Source organism: Pseudomonas halotolerans (assembly GCF_039581215.1).
Classification (GTDB): domain Bacteria; phylum Pseudomonadota; class Gammaproteobacteria; order Pseudomonadales; family Pseudomonadaceae; genus Aquipseudomonas; species Aquipseudomonas tehranensis.
In genome coordinates this window covers 22,669-40,079 of record NZ_JBCNTJ010000001.1, presented here as the reverse complement: position 1 = coordinate 40,079, position 17,411 = coordinate 22,669, and the positions used below count along the sequence as shown (strand labels likewise).

The window sequence follows — 17,411 nt, the reverse complement described above, 5'->3', positions numbered from 1 at the left end:
GTGAGTAAGCACCATGAGCCTTTCCCTTCGCGACCAGTTGCTCAAAGCAGGGCTGGTCAACCAAAAGCAGGCCAAGCAGGTCGGCAAAGAGAAACAGAAACAGCAGCGCCTTGCCCACAAGGGTCAGATCGAACTGGATGACTCCCAGCAGCGCGCCGCTCAGGAGGCGATGGCCGAGAAGGTCAAGCGCGATCAGGAACTTAATCGTCAACAGCAGGAAAAAGCCGAGCAGAAAGCCCGGGCCGCGCAGATCAAGCAACTGATCGAAGTCTCGCGTTTGCCGAAGCTGACGACCGAGGACTATTACAACTTTGTCGACGACAAGAAGGTCAAGCGCATCTCGGTCAACACGTTGATGCGCAACAAGTTGAGCAGCGGCTCGCTGGCGATCGTCCATCATGCCGGCGGCTACGAAGTGATCCCGCGCGAAGCGGCCCTGAAAATCCAGGAGCGCGACCCCAAGCGCATTGTGCAGCTCAATACCCAGACTGAAGAAGTGGACGCTGATGATCCGTATGCGGCGTATCAGATCCCTGATGATTTGATGTGGTAAGCCCGGTGCAATGCCAGTGAGCTAAACACAAAACCTGTGGGAGCCGAGCTTGTGTGGGAGCCGAGCTTGCTCGCGATGGCGGCGTGTCAGTCAGTGCATTACCTGGCTGATATACCGCCATCGCGAGCAAGCTCGGCTCCCACAGGGGCTGTGGTGGTCTTACGATCCCGCCGCCTCACCCGAGCGCTGCCGTTCCTGGCACTCCAGCTCGTCTCTATAGCGGTTGGCATCCGTCTCGGAATGGAACATCCCCACCAGCAGATCCTGCTGGCGCACATCCCAGATCCGTATCCCGGCAGCAATGGCTTCGTGGGACATGTGGGCATCGTCGCGTTCATTTACTTTCACAGTCATCTTGCAAGCTCCAATCTCTGTTATCTGCAGCAAGGCGTGTGCAGGACTTTGTTATAGATTTGGGTAGCCGGCTAAGTAAATGCCTGGGGCTGTTAAGAAAATTTCATGAAAAACTCAGCGATCCTGTAGACCAAGGACTGTGCGGCGCTTGGTCGCAGGGGTGGGTTTCATGAAGAAGGTTTCATGCTGCTGGAGTGAACGCAGACCCCTTGTGGGAGCGGGCTTGCTCGCGAATACGGTGGGCCAGTCGATATCTGGTTAACTGATGCACCGCTTTCGCGAGCAAGCCCGCTCCCACGGGGTTGATGGGGTGTTCATGGAATCCAGGCAAAAAAAAGCCCCGCATTTGCGGGGCTTCTTTTTATCGGCGAGGGTCAGCTGCCTTTGACAGCCTTGCCGTTAACCGTACCGTCCTGGAGCATGATGTTGTACTCCTTGCCGTCGGTCTCGACCTGTTGCAGGCGTACCAGCAGGTAATCCCAATCCTTGGCGAACCAGAGCACAGTGGTGCGTTTGCTTTTTGTCGGGTCGCGCACGCGCTCGACCTTGATCGCGTCGATCTGGCCGGCCTTGGTGTCGACCTTCTCGGCGCCCAATACGCGGAAGTCGTAGGTGTCGATCTCGCCATCATCGACAACCTGATAGCTCATGCTTTTCTTGCCGGCTGCTACATCGTGTTGCAGGGCCAACTGATACGTGGATTTATCGACCATGCCACGGTTGAGTGGCAGTTTGACCGGATCGCCGCGATCGGTGCCGGTGACCATCTTGGTGTTCCAGTCGAAATCCAGGTCGGCTTTCTTGGACTTGCCCAAGCCGCCACGCTCAAAGTGGTAGGACTGCGGCAGCAGCGTGTCCTTGTCCAGGGTCAGGGTACTTTCTTCCGTCAGGCTGGCGATCATCATCGAAGCCTTGAAGCTCAGCTTCCAGGTGCCGTTGGCCTCTTTGGTCAGGCTACGCTCGGCGGTGCCGCTCATGGGCAGCTGTTTCCAGTCGGCGGTGTAGCTGGCGGAGAACGGTTGAAGGTCTGCGGCCTGTGCCAGGGGCAGGGCAAGCAGAGCGCAAGCGAAGAGCAGGGCGCGACGCATAAAATCTCCTAGTATCGAATCAAATGGCCGCTGGCGGCGAGTAACTGGCCGTCCAGTGAGGCACCGCGATCGTCGAGGGTCAGCCGGCCTTCGGCAAACCAACGCACGGCCATCGGGTAGATCTGGTGTTCCCGGGCGTGAACCCGTTGGGCCAGGCTTTGCGGCGTGTCGTGCAACTCTACCGGTATTACTGCCTGTACGACCAGTGGTCCGCCATCGAGTTCCTCGGTGACGAAGTGCACCGAGCAGCCATGCTCCGTGTCTCCGGCCTCCAGCGCGCGCTGGTGAGTGTGTAACCCTTTGTATTTGGGCAGCAGCGATGGATGGATATTGAACAGGCGGCCCTGGTAGTGACGCACGAAGCCGGCGCTGAGGATGCGCATGAAGCCGGCCAGTACCACCAGTTGCGGATTGAACGTGTCGATCTGTTCGATCAGCGCGGCATCGAAGGCTTCGCGGCCATCGAACGCTTTGTGATCCAGGACGCGGGTGTCGATCCCCGCATCCCTGGCGCGTTGCAGGCCGTAGGCATCGGCGCGGTTGGAAATCACCGCGCGGATCCGGACCGGGCTATCGTCGGTCCGCGTGCTGTCGATCAGGGCCTGCAAGTTGCTGCCGGTGCCGGACAACAGCACCACGACATCACAGGTTGCAGGCTTCTGTTTTTGCATCAGTGAGCCTTAAGGTTTTTCAGCTCGACTTGGGCAGCGCCTTCGGCGGCGGTACTGATCTGGCCGATGACCCAAGGTTGCTCGCCGGCTTCACGCAGTACATTCAGGGCCGTTTCAACGTGCTCCTGGGCCACGCAGATCACCATGCCCACGCCGCAGTTCAGCACACGGTGCATTTCGGTTTCATCGACATTGCCTTTCTCTTGCAGCCAGTCGAACACGGCCGGACGGGTCCAGCTCGCCACGTCGACCACCGCCTGGGCGCCTTTTGGCAGTACGCGCGGGATGTTGTCCAGCAGGCCGCCACCGGTGATGTGGGCCATGGCCTTGACGGCGCCAGTGTCCTTGATCAGCTTGAGCAGCGGCTTGACGTAGATGCGGGTTGGGGCCATCAGCAGGTCGGCCAGTGGCTTGCCGTCGAGTTGGGTGTTTTCGATGTCGGCGCCCGAGACTTCGATGATCTTGCGGATCAGCGAATAGCCGTTGGAGTGCGGGCCGGACGATGGCAGGGCGAGCAGGGCATCGCCAGCGGCGACTTTCGAACCGTCGATGATTTCGGATTTTTCCACGACGCCAACGCAGAAGCCGGCCAAGTCGTAGTCTTCGCCTTCGTACATGCCTGGCATTTCAGCGGTTTCGCCGCCGACCAGGGAGCAGCCGGACAGCTCGCAGCCAGCACCGATGCCGGTGACAACCTGAGCAGCGGTGTCGACGTTGAGTTTGCCGGTGGCGTAGTAGTCGAGGAAGAACAGCGGCTCGGCGCCGCAAACCACCAGGTCGTTCACGCACATGGCCACCAGGTCGATGCCGATGCTGTCGTGCTTGTTCAGGTTCAGGGCCAGGCGCAGCTTGGTGCCGACGCCGTCAGTGCCCGAAACCAGCACCGGTTGCTTGTAGCCGGCCGGGATCTCGCAGAGGGCGCCGAAACCGCCCAGGCCGCCCATGACTTCCGGGCGCGCAGTGCGCTTGGCGACGCTCTTGATGCGTTCGACCAATGCTTCACCGGCGTCGATGTCTACACCGGCGTCCTTGTAGCTCAGGGAGGGTTGCTTGCTCATGATCCAGGCCTTTAGGGGGGATTTCTGGGTAACGACCGACCGCCGGGGCCATTGAATAACCGTTGTACGAATTATTCCGGGTGCCCAGCCATTGCCGGTCTGCGAAGGCGCGCGATTTTATCAGGCTTGAGGGGCAGCGGCCATCCTCGCGCCGACGGGCAGGGACATATCCTTGGAAAAAAACCGATATTTCTCCTATTGGTGCTGCGCGATGCGTCTGTATAAGGTGTAGCGGTAACCGGCTATGGTGATGACAGTGCGAAACTTCCAGCGGGCGTGTGAATGTTTTGCCAGGTGCTGTGGTCACAGCCATGCTCATTTTCTTCACACGGCCTGTTCCAGCCGTTATGTCCGGGAATCTTCCATGCGTTTTTTCAAACTCTTGTCTGTGGGTTGCCTGTCGTTGATCAGCGTGGCGAGCCATGCCGAAAACCTCAATAACCTCTATCAGGTGCTCGAGCCGGTCAGCAGCCAGGCCCCGCAAGAGCGTGACCAGGCGACTTTGCGCGCCCTCGACACGCTGGTGCTGCGCCTGACCGGCGATGCCAAGGCCGCCCAGAATCCCGGTCTGGCGGCGATCCGCAAGGACCCTCAGCAGATCATTCTTCAATACGGTTACGACGCCGGGCCGCCGGAAAGCCTTAAGGTGGATTTCGATCCGGTGAGCACTGACCGGGCCCTGCGCTCGGCGGGCTTGTCGCTGTGGGGCGCTAATCGGCCTGCGATCCTGGGCTGGTGGCTGAACGACTCGGCTGAAGGTTCCAACCTGGTGGGCGATGGCCAGGGCAGTGCCGAGCCACTGCGCCGTGCCGCCCAGCACCGTGGCCTGCCGCTGCACCTGCCCCTGGCGGACTTGAGCGAGCAGATCGTTGCTACCGCGCCAAACCTGGAAGGCAGTGACCCGGCCCCGCTGCGCGAGGCGTCGCAGCGTTATGACGCCGACGCTTTGCTGGCGGTCCATGCCAAGGAAGAGGGTGGCCAATGGCAGGCGACCTGGCGCTTGTGGCAGGGGGACCAGCGCGAGCAGGGCAATGCCCAGGGCGCCGACCCTGCCGCCCTGGCTGACGCGGTGATGCTGGCGGTGAGTCAACGCCTGGCGCCGCGTTTCGTCACCAAGCCGGGCGTGGCCAGCGAGCAACTGTTGGAAGTGCAGGGCATGAACCTGGAGCGTTACGCAGCGCTTGGGCGTTTGCTCGAACCGTTCGCTGGGCAGTTGCAGCGGGTCGAAGGGGACCGGATCATTTATCGGGTCAATGGCAGTGCCGAGCAGCTGAAGGCGCAATTGGCCCTGGCGAAACTGCAGGAAATTCCTGCCGGAGAAGCCGTCGCGCCGGTGCCTGCGGCCCAGCCAGCCGCCGATGGTTCGATCCCGGCCGCGGCGCCACCCCCTGAGCCGACGGCCAACCTGCGGTTTCGCTGGTAGTTTTTCTTTCTTATATAGCTAGGAGTGGTTCATGGGCGATACGCGGCGTTGGTTCTGGTTGGGTGGGGTCGCCCTGCTGTTTGTGTTCATCTATTTGCTGCATCCGATCCTTACGCCGTTCCTGGTTGCGTTGCTCCTGGCCTATCTGTTCGACCCACTGGTAGATCGCCTGGAAAAACTCGGCCTGTCCAGAACCTGGGGTGTGGTGTCGGTGTTTGCGCTGATCACCTTGATGGTCATCGCCCTGATGCTGGTGCTGATCCCGATGCTGGCCAAGCAACTGATGCGCCTTTACGAACTGGCACCGCAGATGCTCGACTGGTTGCAGCACACCGCTGTGCCGTGGGTGCAGTCAAGGCTGGGGTTGGCCGAAGGGTTCTGGAAGTTCGACAAGGTCAAGGCGGCCATCAGCGAGCACATGGGCCAGACTTCTGACATCGTCGGTGTGGTATTGAGCCAGGCCACGGCCTCGGGACTGGCGTTGATCGGTTGGTTGGCGAACCTGGTGTTGATTCCGGTGGTGGCCTTCTATCTGCTGCGGGACTGGGACTTGATGATGGCCAAGATTCGCAGCCTGCTGCCACGCCATCGTGAAGAACGCATCATGACCCTGACCGGCGAATGCCATGAAGTGTTGGGGGCGTTTGTGCGTGGACAATTGTTGGTGATGGTGGCGCTGGGCTTCATCTATGCGGCGGGATTGATGCTGGTGGGCCTGGAGCTGGGGCTATTGATCGGCTTGATCGCCGGGCTTGCCGCCATCGTGCCGTACATGGGCTTCGTCATCGGTATCGGTGCGGCGTTGATTGCCGGCTTGTTCCAGTTTGGCGGTGATCTGTACCCGATGGTCGGCATCGTGGCGGTGTTCATGGTCGGGCAGGCCCTGGAAGGCATGGTGCTGACACCGTTGCTGGTGGGTGATCGCATCGGTTTGCATCCAGTAGCGGTGATCTTTGCGATCCTGGCAGGGGGAGAGTTGTTCGGTTTTACCGGGGTTCTGTTGGCGCTGCCGGTGGCGGCGGTGATCATGGTGCTGGTGCGTCATATGCACGATCTGTACAAGGATTCAGACATCTACAGTGGCGTCGAAGACCCAGAGCTATAACGCCAATGGCGGGCGCGGCGGTTGTCCCAGCGTCAGGGAAACCGTCGCGCCGTTGTTCTGTCGCTGCAAACCTTTGATTTTGCTCGTGGTCCGGCGCATTGTGCGGTCCGCGTCACGGGTATAAACTTTGCGCACTTTACACAGAGGCCACTAACGGTTCTTTTGGAACTGTTCAGTCAGCATGAAACCGATTCAGCTGCCCCTAGGTGTGCGTCTGCGTGATGACGCCACCTTTATCAACTACTACCCAGGCGCCAATGCCGCTGCACTCGGCTATGTGGAGCGGCTTTGCGAAGCCGACGCCGGCTGGACCGAGAGCCTGATCTATCTGTGGGGCAAGGACGGGGTAGGGCGCACGCATCTGTTGCAGGCCGCTTGCCTGCGGTTCGAGCAATTGGGGGAGCCCGCGGTGTATCTGCCGCTGGCCGAGTTGCTGGATCGCGGCGTGGAGATCCTTGACAACCTTGAACAGTACGAACTGGTCTGCCTGGATGATCTTCAGGCGGTGGCCGGCAAGGCTGATTGGGAAGAAGCGCTGTTTCATCTGTTCAACCGGTTACGCGACAGCGGCCGGCGTCTGCTGATTGCAGCCTCGACGTCGCCGCGGGAGCTGCCGGTGAAGCTGGCCGATCTCAAGTCCCGTCTCACCCTGGCGCTGATTTTCCAGATGCGCCCGCTCTCCGACGAAGACAAGCTTCGTGCATTGCAGCTGCGCGCTTCCCGGCGTGGCCTGCACCTGACCGATGAGGTTGGGCACTTTATCCTTACCCGCGGCACCCGCAGCATGAGCGCGTTGTTCGAACTGCTCGAACGTCTCGACCAGGCGTCGCTTCAGGCCCAGCGCAAGCTGACCATCCCTTTTTTGAAAGAAACCCTCGGCTGGTAGAACTTGCAGCAATAGTGGCTTATAGCCTGCTTCTGCCACGGCACAGCCCGCGTCCCTTCTGGCCTGTAGGCTGCAGAGGGGTGGAAGCGGTTTTGGCGCTTAGATGTAAACCCAAAACCGAGAAGTCACATTTGCATCGATTGAATTTGCAAATGAGCTTGATAGTGGGCATAGTCTCGCCATCTTTACAACGTCAGCCACGGTCGTGCCCATGCTAAGTCGCTTCGCACCCCTGGTGCCTCTCGCACTCGTTACCCTGTTGTTCGGTTGCGCTGCCCACTCTCCAGTGTCCCAGCAAGCTCAACAACCACAGGTCCAAAACTCCGTTACTGCCCAGTCTTCCTCTGTTGTACTCCAGGAAGAAATGGCCACCGACAAAGCGCTGGCAGACTTTGCCGGCAGCAAGCCTTATCAGCTTCCAGTGCTGGCTGACAGCATCCTGGAGCGTGGCATGTCCTTGATCGGCACCCGCTATCGTTTTGGCGGTTCCTCCGAAGCCGGCTTCGATTGCAGTGGTTTCATTGGTTATCTGTTTCGCGAAGAGGCGGGCATGAACCTGCCGCGTTCCACTCGCGAAATGATCAACGTGAAGGCTCCGCTGGTGGCTCGCAACGAACTCGAACCGGGTGACCTGCTGTTCTTCGCCACCAACGGTCGTCGAGGGCGTGTCAGTCACGCCGGTATCTATCTGGGTGACAACCAGTTCATCCATTCCAGCAGCCGCCGCAGCGGTGGCGTGCGAATCGACAACCTGGGCGACAGTTACTGGAGCAAGACCTTCATCGAAGCCAAGCGCGCGCTCGCCATGGCACCGACCGTGGTCACTGCTCGCAAGTAAGCGCACAGTTTGTAAGGCAAACTTAAAGTCTTACTTGAAGTTTGCCTCATAGCCGCTAGAATCCATGATCATTGATTGATGGCAATCCGCCTGCGTACTCCGCAGGCGGCATTGTTTTCATGCCCACGGCAGAAAAGCCGCAGCCAGATCAGGATTGTTCTGCATATGTCGACGTCGGCCCGTCTCGCTCTCATGTTCTTTGCCGCGCTGCTCAGCGCTTGCGCCAGCCGCACTCCGCCCCCCGCACCCGTGCGGGCTCCGGTGGTATTCGCTCCTACGCAAAGCTTTTCCCCGGTTGCCGAAGACGTGCTGTTCCGGGCGCTGGGGTTGGTGGGAACGCCCTATCGCTGGGGCGGTAATACGCCGGACTCAGGCTTTGATTGCAGCGGCTTGATCGGCTATGTGTATCGCGATGCGGCCGGTATCTCCCTGCCGCGTTCCACTCGCGAGATGATTGGCATGCGCGCCCAGAGTGTCGGTAAAGACGCGTTGCAGACCGGTGATTTGATTTTCTTCGCCACTAACGGCGGCTCCCAGGTCAGCCATGCCGGGATCTATGTCGGGGAGGGGCGTTTTGTCCATGCGCCGGCCACTGGTGGTACGGTCAAGCTCGACAGTTTGTCCAAGGCTTATTGGCAGAAAGCCTATCTGAGCGCCAAAAGGGTGCTGCAACCGGCGCATCTGGCGCGTAATCCCTGACGCGGAGTCTCAGCTCAGCGTGAGTTTGTGGCGAGGGGATTTATCCCCGCTGGGCTGCGAAGCAGCCCTAAAGCTTGAAACCCCGACGTGTCAGGCCGATCGCGTCCAAACCGCTATTTTTGGGACTGCTGCGCAGTCCAACGGGGATAAATCCCCTCGCCACAAGGATAAAGGTGTGACCGGCACTATTTACCCGACACCCGCCAAATCTTGTTCCCCACATCATCAGCCACCAACAGCCCGCCTTGCTTGTCGATCACCACGCCCACCGGGCGGCCTTGGGCTTTTTCATCGGCATTCAGGAAGCCGGTCAGCACATCCACCGGTTGCCCCACCGGCTTGCCGGCGTTGAAGGGTACGAAAATCACTTTATAGCCGCTGTGGGGTTTACGGTTCCATGAGCCGTGCTGCCCGATAAAAGCGCCTTCGGTAAACGGCGCGGGCAAGGTGCTGCCTTCGGCGAACGTCAGGCCCAGTGAGGCAGTGTGGGGGCCGACGGCGTAATCCGGGGCGATGGCCTTGGCCACCAATTCCGGTTTTTGTGGCTCGACTCGCTTATCGACGTTCTGCCCGAAATAGCTGTAGGGCCAGCCATAGAAGGCGCCGTCCTTGACTGAGGTGATGTAATCCGGGACCAGGTCGCTGCCGATCTCATCGCGTTCATTCACCGCGGTCCATAGCGCGCCACTGCGCGGTTCCCAGGCCAGGCCGTTGGGGTTGCGCAAACCCGAGGCGAAGATGCGGTGATTGCCACTGGCGCGGTCCACTTCCCAGATGGCTGCGCGGCCTTCTTCAGCCTCCATGCCATTTTCTCCGACATTGCTGTTGGAGCCGGTAGTGACGTACAGCTTGCTGCCGTCCTGGCTGGCGATCACGTTTTTGGTCCAGTGGTGGTTGAGCGTGCCACCCGGCAGGTCGACGACCTTGGTCGGCTGCGCTTTGATTTGCGTATCGCCCTCGTTATAGGGGAAACGAATCAGGCGGTCGGTGTCGGCCACGTACAGATCATTGCCCACCAGCGTCATGCCAAACGGCGAGTTGAGGTTTTCCAGAAAGACCGTACGAGTTTCGGCGATGCCATCATGATTGGCGTCACGCAACAGGGTAATGCGATTGGGGCTGGGCACCCCCGCACCGGCGCGGCCCATGACTTTCTCCATGACCCAGCCACGAATGCCTTTGGCGTCGTCCGGCTTGGGCGGCGCGTTGGTTTCTGCCACCAGCACATCCCCGTTGGGTAGCACGTAGAGCCAGCGTGGATGATCCAGTCCCTCGGCGAATGCGCCCACTTGCAGTCCCTGGGCGGGGGTGGGCTTGGCGCCATCCGGCCAGCCGACCGCTTCAGCAATGTTGACGGTGGGGATCAGGGTCTTGTTCGGTTCCGGCAGTTTTGGCGAGGGGCCAGTGCCGTCGGAAACCTGCAGCGTGGAAGACTCGCCGCAAGCAACAAGCCCTGCGGCCAACGCGACGATCAGAAGGTGTGGGGGCTTGAGCATGCGGGCTTCCCTATGAGTGCATGGTAGTTACTCATAGAGAAGCTTAGACCCGTGATGGTTCAACCGTTCAGCCGTTGGCCTGCTTGAGCAGCACGGCGATGCCCGGATGATAATGCCCGGCCTCATTGCGCAATTTGCGATAGGCATAAGGGAAGTACCAGGCCACGGCGCAGGTATTTTCCTTCTGCAGTTCGTCGATCATGTCCTGCAGCTCTTCTGGCGTGGTGCTTTGCTGGGCTTTTTGCGGTGCGACGAACAGGCAACCCAATCGCAGGTCACTGGAATAGCTGATACGTTTGGCGTCGCTGGTGATGTCGAGCAGCGGCTGAGTGAGGTTGAGACTCTTGACCTTCGGCCAGCGTTGAGTGGCCTGGATGAAAGCGCGCTCCTCGGTGCTGGCGATGAACAGGTCGGCGCTGACGTTGCGTTCGCCTTCTTCATTCTGCTTGCGGGTCGGCGTGTGCTGCAGCGTGACCATTTCGGCCATCCAGGCTGCGGCCGACAGCAAGCCAAGATTGGCTTTTTCATCGAACCAGTAAGGTGTGTCGTTATCGCCGCGCACGGCGTTGTAACGGTCGATACAGTCAAACCAGCGTTCCAGCACCGGGCGCAGGAATTCCAGTTTTGGATTGCTGATGATCATGCCTTGCATGCTTTTGCCCCCTTGTTATTGTGATATCGGGTCGTGATGCCTATTTGATATCACTTGCCGCAGCATGGCACAAGATTGGCGTCATTTTATTGATTGGGGCCAATATCCGCTGCTGAACCTGTGGCGGCTTTAATTGACGCTCCACCCCCAACCCTCTAACCTTCGCCGCTTGTTTCAGGTGCTCTGTGACCAGGCGATCGTTGGGTCGACAGAGTGAAACAGGGAAGCCGGTGAGTGCATACGAACCCGGCGCTGCCCCCGCAACGGTAAATGAGTCAACGCTGCGCCTGGTTCTGCACAGGCCATCAGCCACTGTGTCGGTAGACATGGGAAGGCGCGCAGCCCGGCATCACGCCGCTCATGAGCCCGGAGACCGGCCTGATTCATCCAACGGCATCACGGTGGGCGATGCCAGGCTTGCTGCCGTTTTTTTTGTGCCCGCCCGCCGTTATCCAATCCCAACGGAGAGCTCCCATGACCCAGACCCCCGATCGCGACGAACGCCACCTGGCGCGCATGCTGCGCAAGAAAGCCGTGATCGACGAACGCATTGCCAACTCGCCCAACGAATGCGGCTTGCTGCTGGTGCTGACCGGCAACGGCAAGGGCAAGAGCAGTTCGGCGTTCGGCATGCTGGCCAGGTCCATGGGCCATGGCATGCAATGCGGCGTGGTGCAATTCATCAAAGGCCGCAACAGCACCGGTGAGGAGCTGTTTTTCCGCCGCTTTCCGGAACAGGTGCGCTTTCATGTCATGGGCGAAGGTTTCACCTGGGAAACCCAGGATCGCCAACGTGACATCGCCGCTGCCGAGGCAGCCTGGGCGATCTCGCGTCAATTGCTGAGCGATCCGTCCATAGGCCTAGTGGTGCTCGATGAACTCAACATCGCCCTCAAGCACGGTTACCTCGACCTTGATCAGGTCCTGAGTGACCTGCAGGCCCGCCCGCCGATGCAGCACGTAGTGGTGACCGGTCGCGGCGCGAAGCCGGAGATGATCGAACTGGCCGATACCGTCACCGAGATGGGCATGATCAAGCATGCGTTCCAGGCGGGTATCAAGGCGCAGAAAGGCGTCGAACTGTGAGTGACGTTTCCATTGCGAGTCGTCACTGCCCGGCGGTGCTGATCGCCGCCCCAGCGTCTGGGCAAGGCAAAACCACCGTCACCGCCGCCCTGGCCCGCTTGCATCGCAATCAGGGGCGCAGGGTGCGGGTCTTCAAGTGCGGGCCTGATTTCCTCGACCCGATGATCCTTGAGCGGGCCAGCGGTGCACCGGTCTACCAACTGGACATGTGGATGGTCGGCGAGCAGGAAAGTCGTCGATTGTTGTGGGAAGCCGCCGAAGAAGCCGACTTGATTCTGATCGAAGGGGTGATGGGGTTGTTCGATGGCACGCCATCGAGTGCCGATCTGGCGCGGCACTTCGGCGTGCCGGTGCTGGCGGTGATCGATGGCACAGCCATGGCCCAGACCTTCGGCGCCCTGGCCCTGGGCCTGGCGCGGTATCAGCCGGACTTGCCCTTCGCCGGGGTACTGGCCAATCGGGTCGGCACCTTGCGCCATGCGCAGTTGCTCGAAGGCAGCCTCACCGAAGGCCTGCGCTGGTACGGCGCCTTGTCACGGGAAACCGGCATCGAACTGCCAAGCCGCCACCTTGGGTTGGTCCAGGCCAGTGAATTGAATGATCTGGACCTGCGCCTCGACGCCGCCGCCGATGCCTTGGCTGGCAGTTGTGAAGTGGCGTTGCCGCCCGCCGTGGAGTTCGTCGCGCCAGAAGTGATTGCCGCGCAGCCGTGGCTGGAAGGTGTGCGCATCGCTGTGGCCCGGGACGAAGCGTTTGCCTTCACCTATGGCGCCAGCCTTGATTTGTTGCGAGCCATGGGGGCGCAACTGAGCTTCTTTTCACCTATCCATGACAGCGAACTGCCGGAGGCGGACAGCCTGTATCTACCCGGTGGTTATCCGGAATTGCACCATGTGGCGCTGGCGCAAAACGCGCCGATGCTGGCAGCGATCCGCGCGCATCATCAAGCAGGCAAGCCCTTGCTCGCTGAATGCGGCGGCATGCTTTATCTGTTGGACTCGTTGACGGATGTGGACGGCACCCGCGCCGAGCTGCTTGGGTTGCTGGCCGGTGATGCGCAGATGCAAAAGCGTCTGGCGGCCCTGGCGCTGCAATCGGTGGAGTTACCCGAAGGCACCCTGCGTGGGCATACCTATCATCATTCCCTGACCAGCACCGAGCTTGAACCCATTGCCCGAGGCCATAGCCCTAACGGCGGGCGCGGGGCGGAGGCGGTTTTCCGGCAGGGACGGATGACAGCTTCCTACGTGCACTTCTATTTTCCGTCGAATCCGAGGGCGATTGCCGCGCTGTTTGCGCCTGACCCTGAAACCGTCTTCGCGAGCAAGCCCGCTCACACAGGGGATCGCGTGATCTCAAGTACAACGCAGTCCAGTGTGGGAGCGAGCCTGCTCGCGAAGCGGCCATGACCGACAATGCCTTCCCCCAGGCCCAACGCGATGCCGTCTACCGGGCCATCGCCGAACGCCGCGACATGCGCCACTTCACCGGCGGCACGGTTGAGCCAGCATTGCTGCGCCGTCTGCTGGAAGCTGCGCATCAAGCGCCCAGTGTGGGGCTGATGCAGCCGTGGCGGTTCATTCGCATCAGCGACCGCGCCTTGCGTGGGCAAATCCGTCAACTGGTGGAGCAGGAACGCATCCGCACCGCCGAGGCCCTGGGTGAGCGCAGCGATGAATTCATGAAGCTCAAGGTTGAAGGCCTTAACGACTGCGCCGAAGTGCTGGTGGCGGCGTTGATGGATGATCGCGAGCGCTATGTCTTCGGTCGACGAACCCTGCCGGAAATGGACCTGGCCTCGTTGTCCTGCGCGATCCAGAATCTGTGGCTGGCCTCCCGTGCCGAAGGGCTGGGGATGGGCTGGGTTTCTCTGTTCGAGCCCCAGGCGCTGGCCGAACTGCTGGGCCTGCCCGCCGGCGCCAAACCGCTGGCAATATTGTGCCTTGGACCGGTCGAGGGTTTTTACCCGGCACCGATGCTCGCCCTGGAAGGCTGGGCGCAGCCGCGTGCGCTGGATGAGTTGCTCTACGAAAACCATTGGGGAGTCAGCCCATGAGTGTGGCGTTGCTCAGTGCCGCCGCGGTGGCGCTGGATGCGCTGTTGGGCGAACCCCGACGCGGGCATCCGCTGGTGGCCTTCGGTCGCTTTGCTGATCGTATCGAACAACGTTTCAACTCCGGCGGGCGTGGCTGGCGCAGCCATGGCGTGACGGCGTGGATCATCGCCGTGGTGCCGCTGACCTTGCTTGTGACGGCGCTGTCCTGGGCGCCGTTGGTGGGCTGGCTGGTGGAAATCCTGGCGCTCTACCTCGCCCTCGGCCTGCGCAGCCTCGGGGAACATGTCGAGCCGGTGGCCCGGGCACTGCGCGGTGGGGATCTGGACGAAGCGCGGCGGCGGGTCGGCTACCTGGTCAGTCGCGAAACCGCCGAATTGGATGAGACGGCCGTCGCTCGTGCCGCCACTGAGTCGGTGCTGGAGAACGGCAGTGACGCGGTATTCGCGGCGCTGTTCTGGTTCGCCGTCGCGGGCGCGCCGGGCGTGGTGTTGTATCGCTTGAGCAATACCCTCGACGCCATGTGGGGCTATCGCAACGAGCGCTTCGAGCGTTTCGGTTGGGCGGCGGCCAAGATCGATGATGGGCTCAACTATATTCCGGCGCGCCTGGTGGCGCTGACTTACGCCGTGCTTGGAAAAACCCGCCTGGCGCTCAAGTGTTGGCGCACTCAGGGCCCGACCTGGGACAGTCCCAATGCCGGGCCCGTGATGGCTGCTGGCGCGGGTGCACTGGGGGTCGAGCTGGGTGGCGCGGCGGTGTATCACGGCCAATTGCATCAACGTCCGCCCTTGGGCGAAGGCGCCCCGGCGAACGCTGACGCCATTGATCGCGGCTGGCAACTGGTCCAGCGTGGCGTATGGTTGTGGTTGCTGATTCTCTGCCTGGGAGCTGAGTTTTATGCTTGAGCACGGTGGACGCCTGCGCAATGCGGCCCTGCAATACGGGATTGCCGAGGCGCACTGGCTGGATCTGTCCAGCGGCCTGGCGCCCTGGCCGTTCGACGTGCCGCAGATTGCTCCGCGGGCCTGGGCACGCCTGCCCGAGACCGATGACGGGTTGGAACAGGCCGCCTGCGATTATTACGGCGCCATGCATGTGCTGCCGGTGGCGGGTTCGCAGATGGCCATCCAACTGTTACCGCGCCTGCGCCGTGCCGGCAAGGTCGGCGTCCTCTCACCCTGTTACGCCGAACACGCCGAAGCCTGGCGCCGCAGTGGCTACATCGTGCGCGAAGTGCTGGAGCCGGAAGTGGACTTCTTCCTCGACAGTCTGGACGTGCTGGTGGTGGTCAATCCGAACAACCCCACGGGCTTGCAGTTGAGCCCCGAGCGCTTGCTGGACTGGCACGCCCGACTGGCCCAGCGCGGTGGCTGGCTGGTGGTGGATGAAGCGTTCATGGATGTCACGCCACAACTGAGCCTGGCCGCCCATGCCCATCAGGTCGGATTGATCGTGCTGCGTTCGTTTGGCAAGTTTTTTGGCCTGGCCGGGGTTCGCCTGGGATTTGTATTGGCCGAGCGGCACTTGCTCAAGTTGCTCGCCGAACAAGTCGGGCCGTGGGCCGTCAGCGGGCCGACCCGAGTGGTGGGCCAGGCGTGCCTGCTGGACACCGACGCCCACGCCCGCCAGCGCCAACGCTGCCAAGACGCCAGTCAGCGCCTGGCGCTGACGCTCGAACGCTATGGTTTCGGGCCTCAGGGCGGCTGCGGATTGTTCCAATGGCTGGTCACTGAACATGCCCAGGCACTTTACGATTTCATGGCCCATCGCGGCATTCTTCTGCGCTTGTTTACCCACACCAGCAGCCTGCGCTTTGGGCTACCGGCCGATGACGGCGAATTTCTGCGCCTCGAACAGGCTTTCGAGGCTTACGCCAAGGACGTCCAATGACCACTGTAATGGTGCAGGGCACCACGTCCGATGCCGGCAAAAGCACTCTCGTCACGGCGTTGTGCCGCTGGGTCAGGCGTCAGGGTGTGAGCGTGGTGCCGTTCAAGCCACAGAACATGGCGCTCAACAGCGCGGTAACGGCCGACGGCGGCGAAATCGGCCGTGCCCAGGCCGTGCAGGCCCAGGCGGCCGGACTCGAGCCGCATACCGACATGAACCCGGTGTTGCTCAAGCCCAACAGCGACACTGGCGCTCAGGTCATTATCCATGGCCGCGCCGTCACCACCATGAACGCGGTGGCCTATCACGATTACAAAGCCATCGCGATGCAAGCGGTGCTGGCCTCCCACGAACGCCTGAGCGCGGCCTATCCGGTGGTGATGGTGGAGGGCGCAGGCTCCCCGGCAGAGATCAATCTGCGCGCCGGTGACATTGCCAACATGGGCTTTGCCGAGGCCGTCGACTGCCCGGTACTGCTGATTGCCGATATCAATCGCGGCGGCGTGTTCGCCCACCTGGTGGGCACCCTGGAGCTGCTTTCGCCCAGCGAACAGGCGCGAGTCAAGGGCTTCATCATCAACCGTTTTCGCGGCGACATCGCCTTGCTGCAACCGGGCCTGGACTGGCTTGAGGCGCGCACCGGCAAACCGGTGGTTGGCGTCTTGCCGTACGTGATGGACCTGCACCTGGAAGCCGAGGACGGTCTGGATCAACGTCAGGCCGACAAGGCCGAGCAGGTGCTCAAGGTGGTGGTGCCGGTATTGCCGCGCATCAGCAACCACACCGATTTCGACCCGCTGCGCCTGCACCCGCAGGTCGACCTGCAATTCATCGGCCCAGGCCAGCCGATTCCTGCGGCTGACTTGATCATCCTGCCGGGTTCAAAGAGCGTGCGCAGTGACCTGGCCTACCTGCGCGCCAACGGTTGGCAGACGGCCATCCAGCGTCACCTGCGTTATGGCGGCAAGTTGCTGGGCATCTGCGGTGGTTTACAGATGCTCGGCCAACAGGTTCACGATCCACTCGGGCTGGAAGGAGCGGCGGGTTCCAGCGCGGGACTGGGCCTGCTGGCCTTCGAAACGACCCTGGAACACGAGAAACAGTTGCGCAATGTGCGCGGGCGACTGGCCCTGGAAGAGGCCGAGGTCAGCGGGTATGAAATCCATGCCGGTGTAACCTCAGGCCCGGCATTGGAAAACCCGGCGGTGCAGTTGGATGACGGTCGCTGTGACGGCGCCCAGAGTCTGGATGGGCAGATTTTCGGCACCTATCTGCATGGGCTGTTCGAGTCACCGGCGGCCAGCAGCGCCTTGTTGCGTTGGGCCGGGTTGCAGAATGTGCAGGCGGTGGACTACCACGGCTTGCGCGAACGGGACATCGAGCGGTTGGCGGATCTGGTGGAGCGGCATTTGGATACGGGGTTGTTGCGTGAACTCTGTGGAATCTAAGGTGGCTTTACTGGCCCCTTCGCGAGCAAGCCCGCTCCCACACTGGATCTATGGCGTTCACAAACCCTTGTGGGAGCGAGCTTGCTCGCGATTAGGCCGGCAGCAACA

Annotated in this window: 18 protein-coding genes and 1 riboswitch; of the genes, 12 read left to right on the top strand and 6 right to left on the bottom strand. The window is 61.4% G+C overall.

The genetic code is table 11. The annotated features are described in order from the left end of the window. Positions 1 to 13 precede the first annotated feature (13 nt). Positions 14 to 553, top strand: a complete 540-nt coding sequence (locus tag AAIS01_RS00200; RefSeq protein ID WP_030142404.1) for a DUF2058 domain-containing protein — start codon at positions 14 to 16, stop codon at positions 551 to 553. A 159-nt stretch (positions 554 to 712) separates the two neighbouring features. On the opposite strand, the gene AAIS01_RS00195 is transcribed toward AAIS01_RS00200, so the two are convergent. The 4 genes from AAIS01_RS00195 to purM form a co-directional block, all read right to left on the bottom strand. Beyond that, positions 713 to 907 carry a hypothetical protein gene (locus AAIS01_RS00195; RefSeq protein ID WP_343467331.1) on the bottom strand — a complete coding sequence of 65 codons (195 nt, stop codon included), beginning with the start codon at positions 905 to 907 and terminating at the stop codon, positions 713 to 715. A 374-nt stretch (positions 908 to 1,281) separates the two neighbouring features. Next, a complete protein-coding gene (locus tag AAIS01_RS00190) occupies positions 1,282 to 1,995 on the bottom strand; it encodes a DUF3108 domain-containing protein (RefSeq protein WP_343467330.1) in 714 nt (237 codons plus the stop codon). A gap of 8 nt (positions 1,996 to 2,003) precedes the next feature. Beyond that, complete coding sequence (gene purN / locus AAIS01_RS00185; protein WP_343467329.1) at positions 2,004 to 2,666, bottom strand: phosphoribosylglycinamide formyltransferase; 663 nt, start codon at positions 2,664 to 2,666, stop codon at positions 2,004 to 2,006. Continuing rightward, entirely contained in the window at positions 2,666 to 3,724 is a 1,059-nt protein-coding gene (purM, locus tag AAIS01_RS00180; RefSeq protein ID WP_092402746.1) for a phosphoribosylformylglycinamidine cyclo-ligase, read from the bottom strand. Before purM ends, purN begins: the two co-directional genes overlap by 1 nt. Positions 3,725 to 4,088: 364 nt before the next feature. Here purM and AAIS01_RS00175 point away from each other — a divergent pair, with 364 nt between their 5' ends. The 5 genes from AAIS01_RS00175 to AAIS01_RS00155 all read left to right on the top strand — a co-directional run bounded on the left by AAIS01_RS00175 (position 4,089) and on the right by AAIS01_RS00155 (position 8,675). After that, positions 4,089 to 5,147 carry a DUF2066 domain-containing protein gene (locus AAIS01_RS00175; protein WP_343467328.1) on the top strand — a complete coding sequence of 353 codons (1,059 nt, stop codon included), beginning with the start codon at positions 4,089 to 4,091 and terminating at the stop codon, positions 5,145 to 5,147. A gap of 31 nt (positions 5,148 to 5,178) precedes the next feature. Continuing rightward, the gene (locus AAIS01_RS00170) at positions 5,179 to 6,252 is read left to right on the top strand and encodes an AI-2E family transporter (RefSeq protein WP_343467327.1); all 1,074 of its coding nucleotides are present in this window, start codon (positions 5,179 to 5,181) and stop codon (positions 6,250 to 6,252) included. Positions 6,253 to 6,433: 181 nt separating this feature from the next. After that, complete coding sequence (hda, locus tag AAIS01_RS00165) at positions 6,434 to 7,138, top strand: DnaA regulatory inactivator Hda (RefSeq protein WP_003178999.1); 705 nt, start codon at positions 6,434 to 6,436, stop codon at positions 7,136 to 7,138. A gap of 211 nt (positions 7,139 to 7,349) precedes the next feature. Beyond that, positions 7,350 to 7,976: a C40 family peptidase gene (locus AAIS01_RS00160; protein ID WP_343467326.1), complete on the top strand. Its 627-nt coding sequence runs from the start codon at positions 7,350 to 7,352 to the stop codon at positions 7,974 to 7,976. Positions 7,977 to 8,141: 165 nt separating this feature from the next. Continuing rightward, positions 8,142 to 8,675 carry a C40 family peptidase gene (locus tag AAIS01_RS00155; protein WP_343467325.1) on the top strand — a complete coding sequence of 178 codons (534 nt, stop codon included), beginning with the start codon at positions 8,142 to 8,144 and terminating at the stop codon, positions 8,673 to 8,675. Positions 8,676 to 8,860: 185 nt separating this feature from the next. On the opposite strand, the gene AAIS01_RS00150 is transcribed toward AAIS01_RS00155, so the two are convergent. Then, positions 8,861 to 10,171, bottom strand: a complete 1,311-nt coding sequence (locus AAIS01_RS00150) for a PQQ-dependent sugar dehydrogenase (RefSeq protein ID WP_343467324.1) — start codon at positions 10,169 to 10,171, stop codon at positions 8,861 to 8,863. A gap of 67 nt (positions 10,172 to 10,238) precedes the next feature. Next, complete coding sequence (locus tag AAIS01_RS00145; protein WP_214915415.1) at positions 10,239 to 10,823, bottom strand: hypothetical protein; 585 nt, start codon at positions 10,821 to 10,823, stop codon at positions 10,239 to 10,241. A 159-nt stretch (positions 10,824 to 10,982) separates the two neighbouring features. After that, a riboswitch (cobalamin riboswitch) is annotated at positions 10,983 to 11,219 on the top strand. A gap of 78 nt (positions 11,220 to 11,297) precedes the next feature. Between AAIS01_RS00145 and cobO the strand changes: the two genes are divergently transcribed. From cobO to AAIS01_RS00115, 6 genes are read left to right on the top strand one after another with little or no spacing between them, the layout of a single operon-like run. Next, entirely contained in the window at positions 11,298 to 11,909 is a 612-nt protein-coding gene (cobO, locus tag AAIS01_RS00140; RefSeq protein WP_343467323.1) for a cob(I)yrinic acid a,c-diamide adenosyltransferase, read from the top strand. Further along, a complete protein-coding gene (locus tag AAIS01_RS00135; RefSeq protein ID WP_343467322.1) occupies positions 11,906 to 13,318 on the top strand; it encodes a cobyrinic acid a,c-diamide synthase CobB in 1,413 nt (470 codons plus the stop codon). Before cobO ends, AAIS01_RS00135 begins: the two co-directional genes overlap by 4 nt. Further along, positions 13,315 to 13,965: a 5,6-dimethylbenzimidazole synthase gene (gene bluB, locus AAIS01_RS00130; RefSeq protein WP_343467321.1), complete on the top strand. Its 651-nt coding sequence runs from the start codon at positions 13,315 to 13,317 to the stop codon at positions 13,963 to 13,965. Before AAIS01_RS00135 ends, bluB begins: the two co-directional genes overlap by 4 nt. Beyond that, positions 13,962 to 14,870 carry an adenosylcobinamide-phosphate synthase CbiB gene (gene cbiB / locus AAIS01_RS00125; protein WP_092402764.1) on the top strand — a complete coding sequence of 303 codons (909 nt, stop codon included), beginning with the start codon at positions 13,962 to 13,964 and terminating at the stop codon, positions 14,868 to 14,870. Before bluB ends, cbiB begins: the two co-directional genes overlap by 4 nt. Then, positions 14,863 to 15,855 carry a threonine-phosphate decarboxylase CobD gene (gene cobD, locus AAIS01_RS00120; RefSeq protein ID WP_343467320.1) on the top strand — a complete coding sequence of 331 codons (993 nt, stop codon included), beginning with the start codon at positions 14,863 to 14,865 and terminating at the stop codon, positions 15,853 to 15,855. Before cbiB ends, cobD begins: the two co-directional genes overlap by 8 nt. Beyond that, positions 15,852 to 17,303 (top strand): cobyric acid synthase, encoded by a 1,452-nt coding sequence (locus AAIS01_RS00115; protein WP_343467319.1) that lies wholly within the window; start codon positions 15,852 to 15,854, stop codon positions 17,301 to 17,303. The genes cobD and AAIS01_RS00115 overlap by 4 nt, the downstream gene beginning before the upstream one ends. Positions 17,304 to 17,411 lie beyond the last annotated feature (108 nt).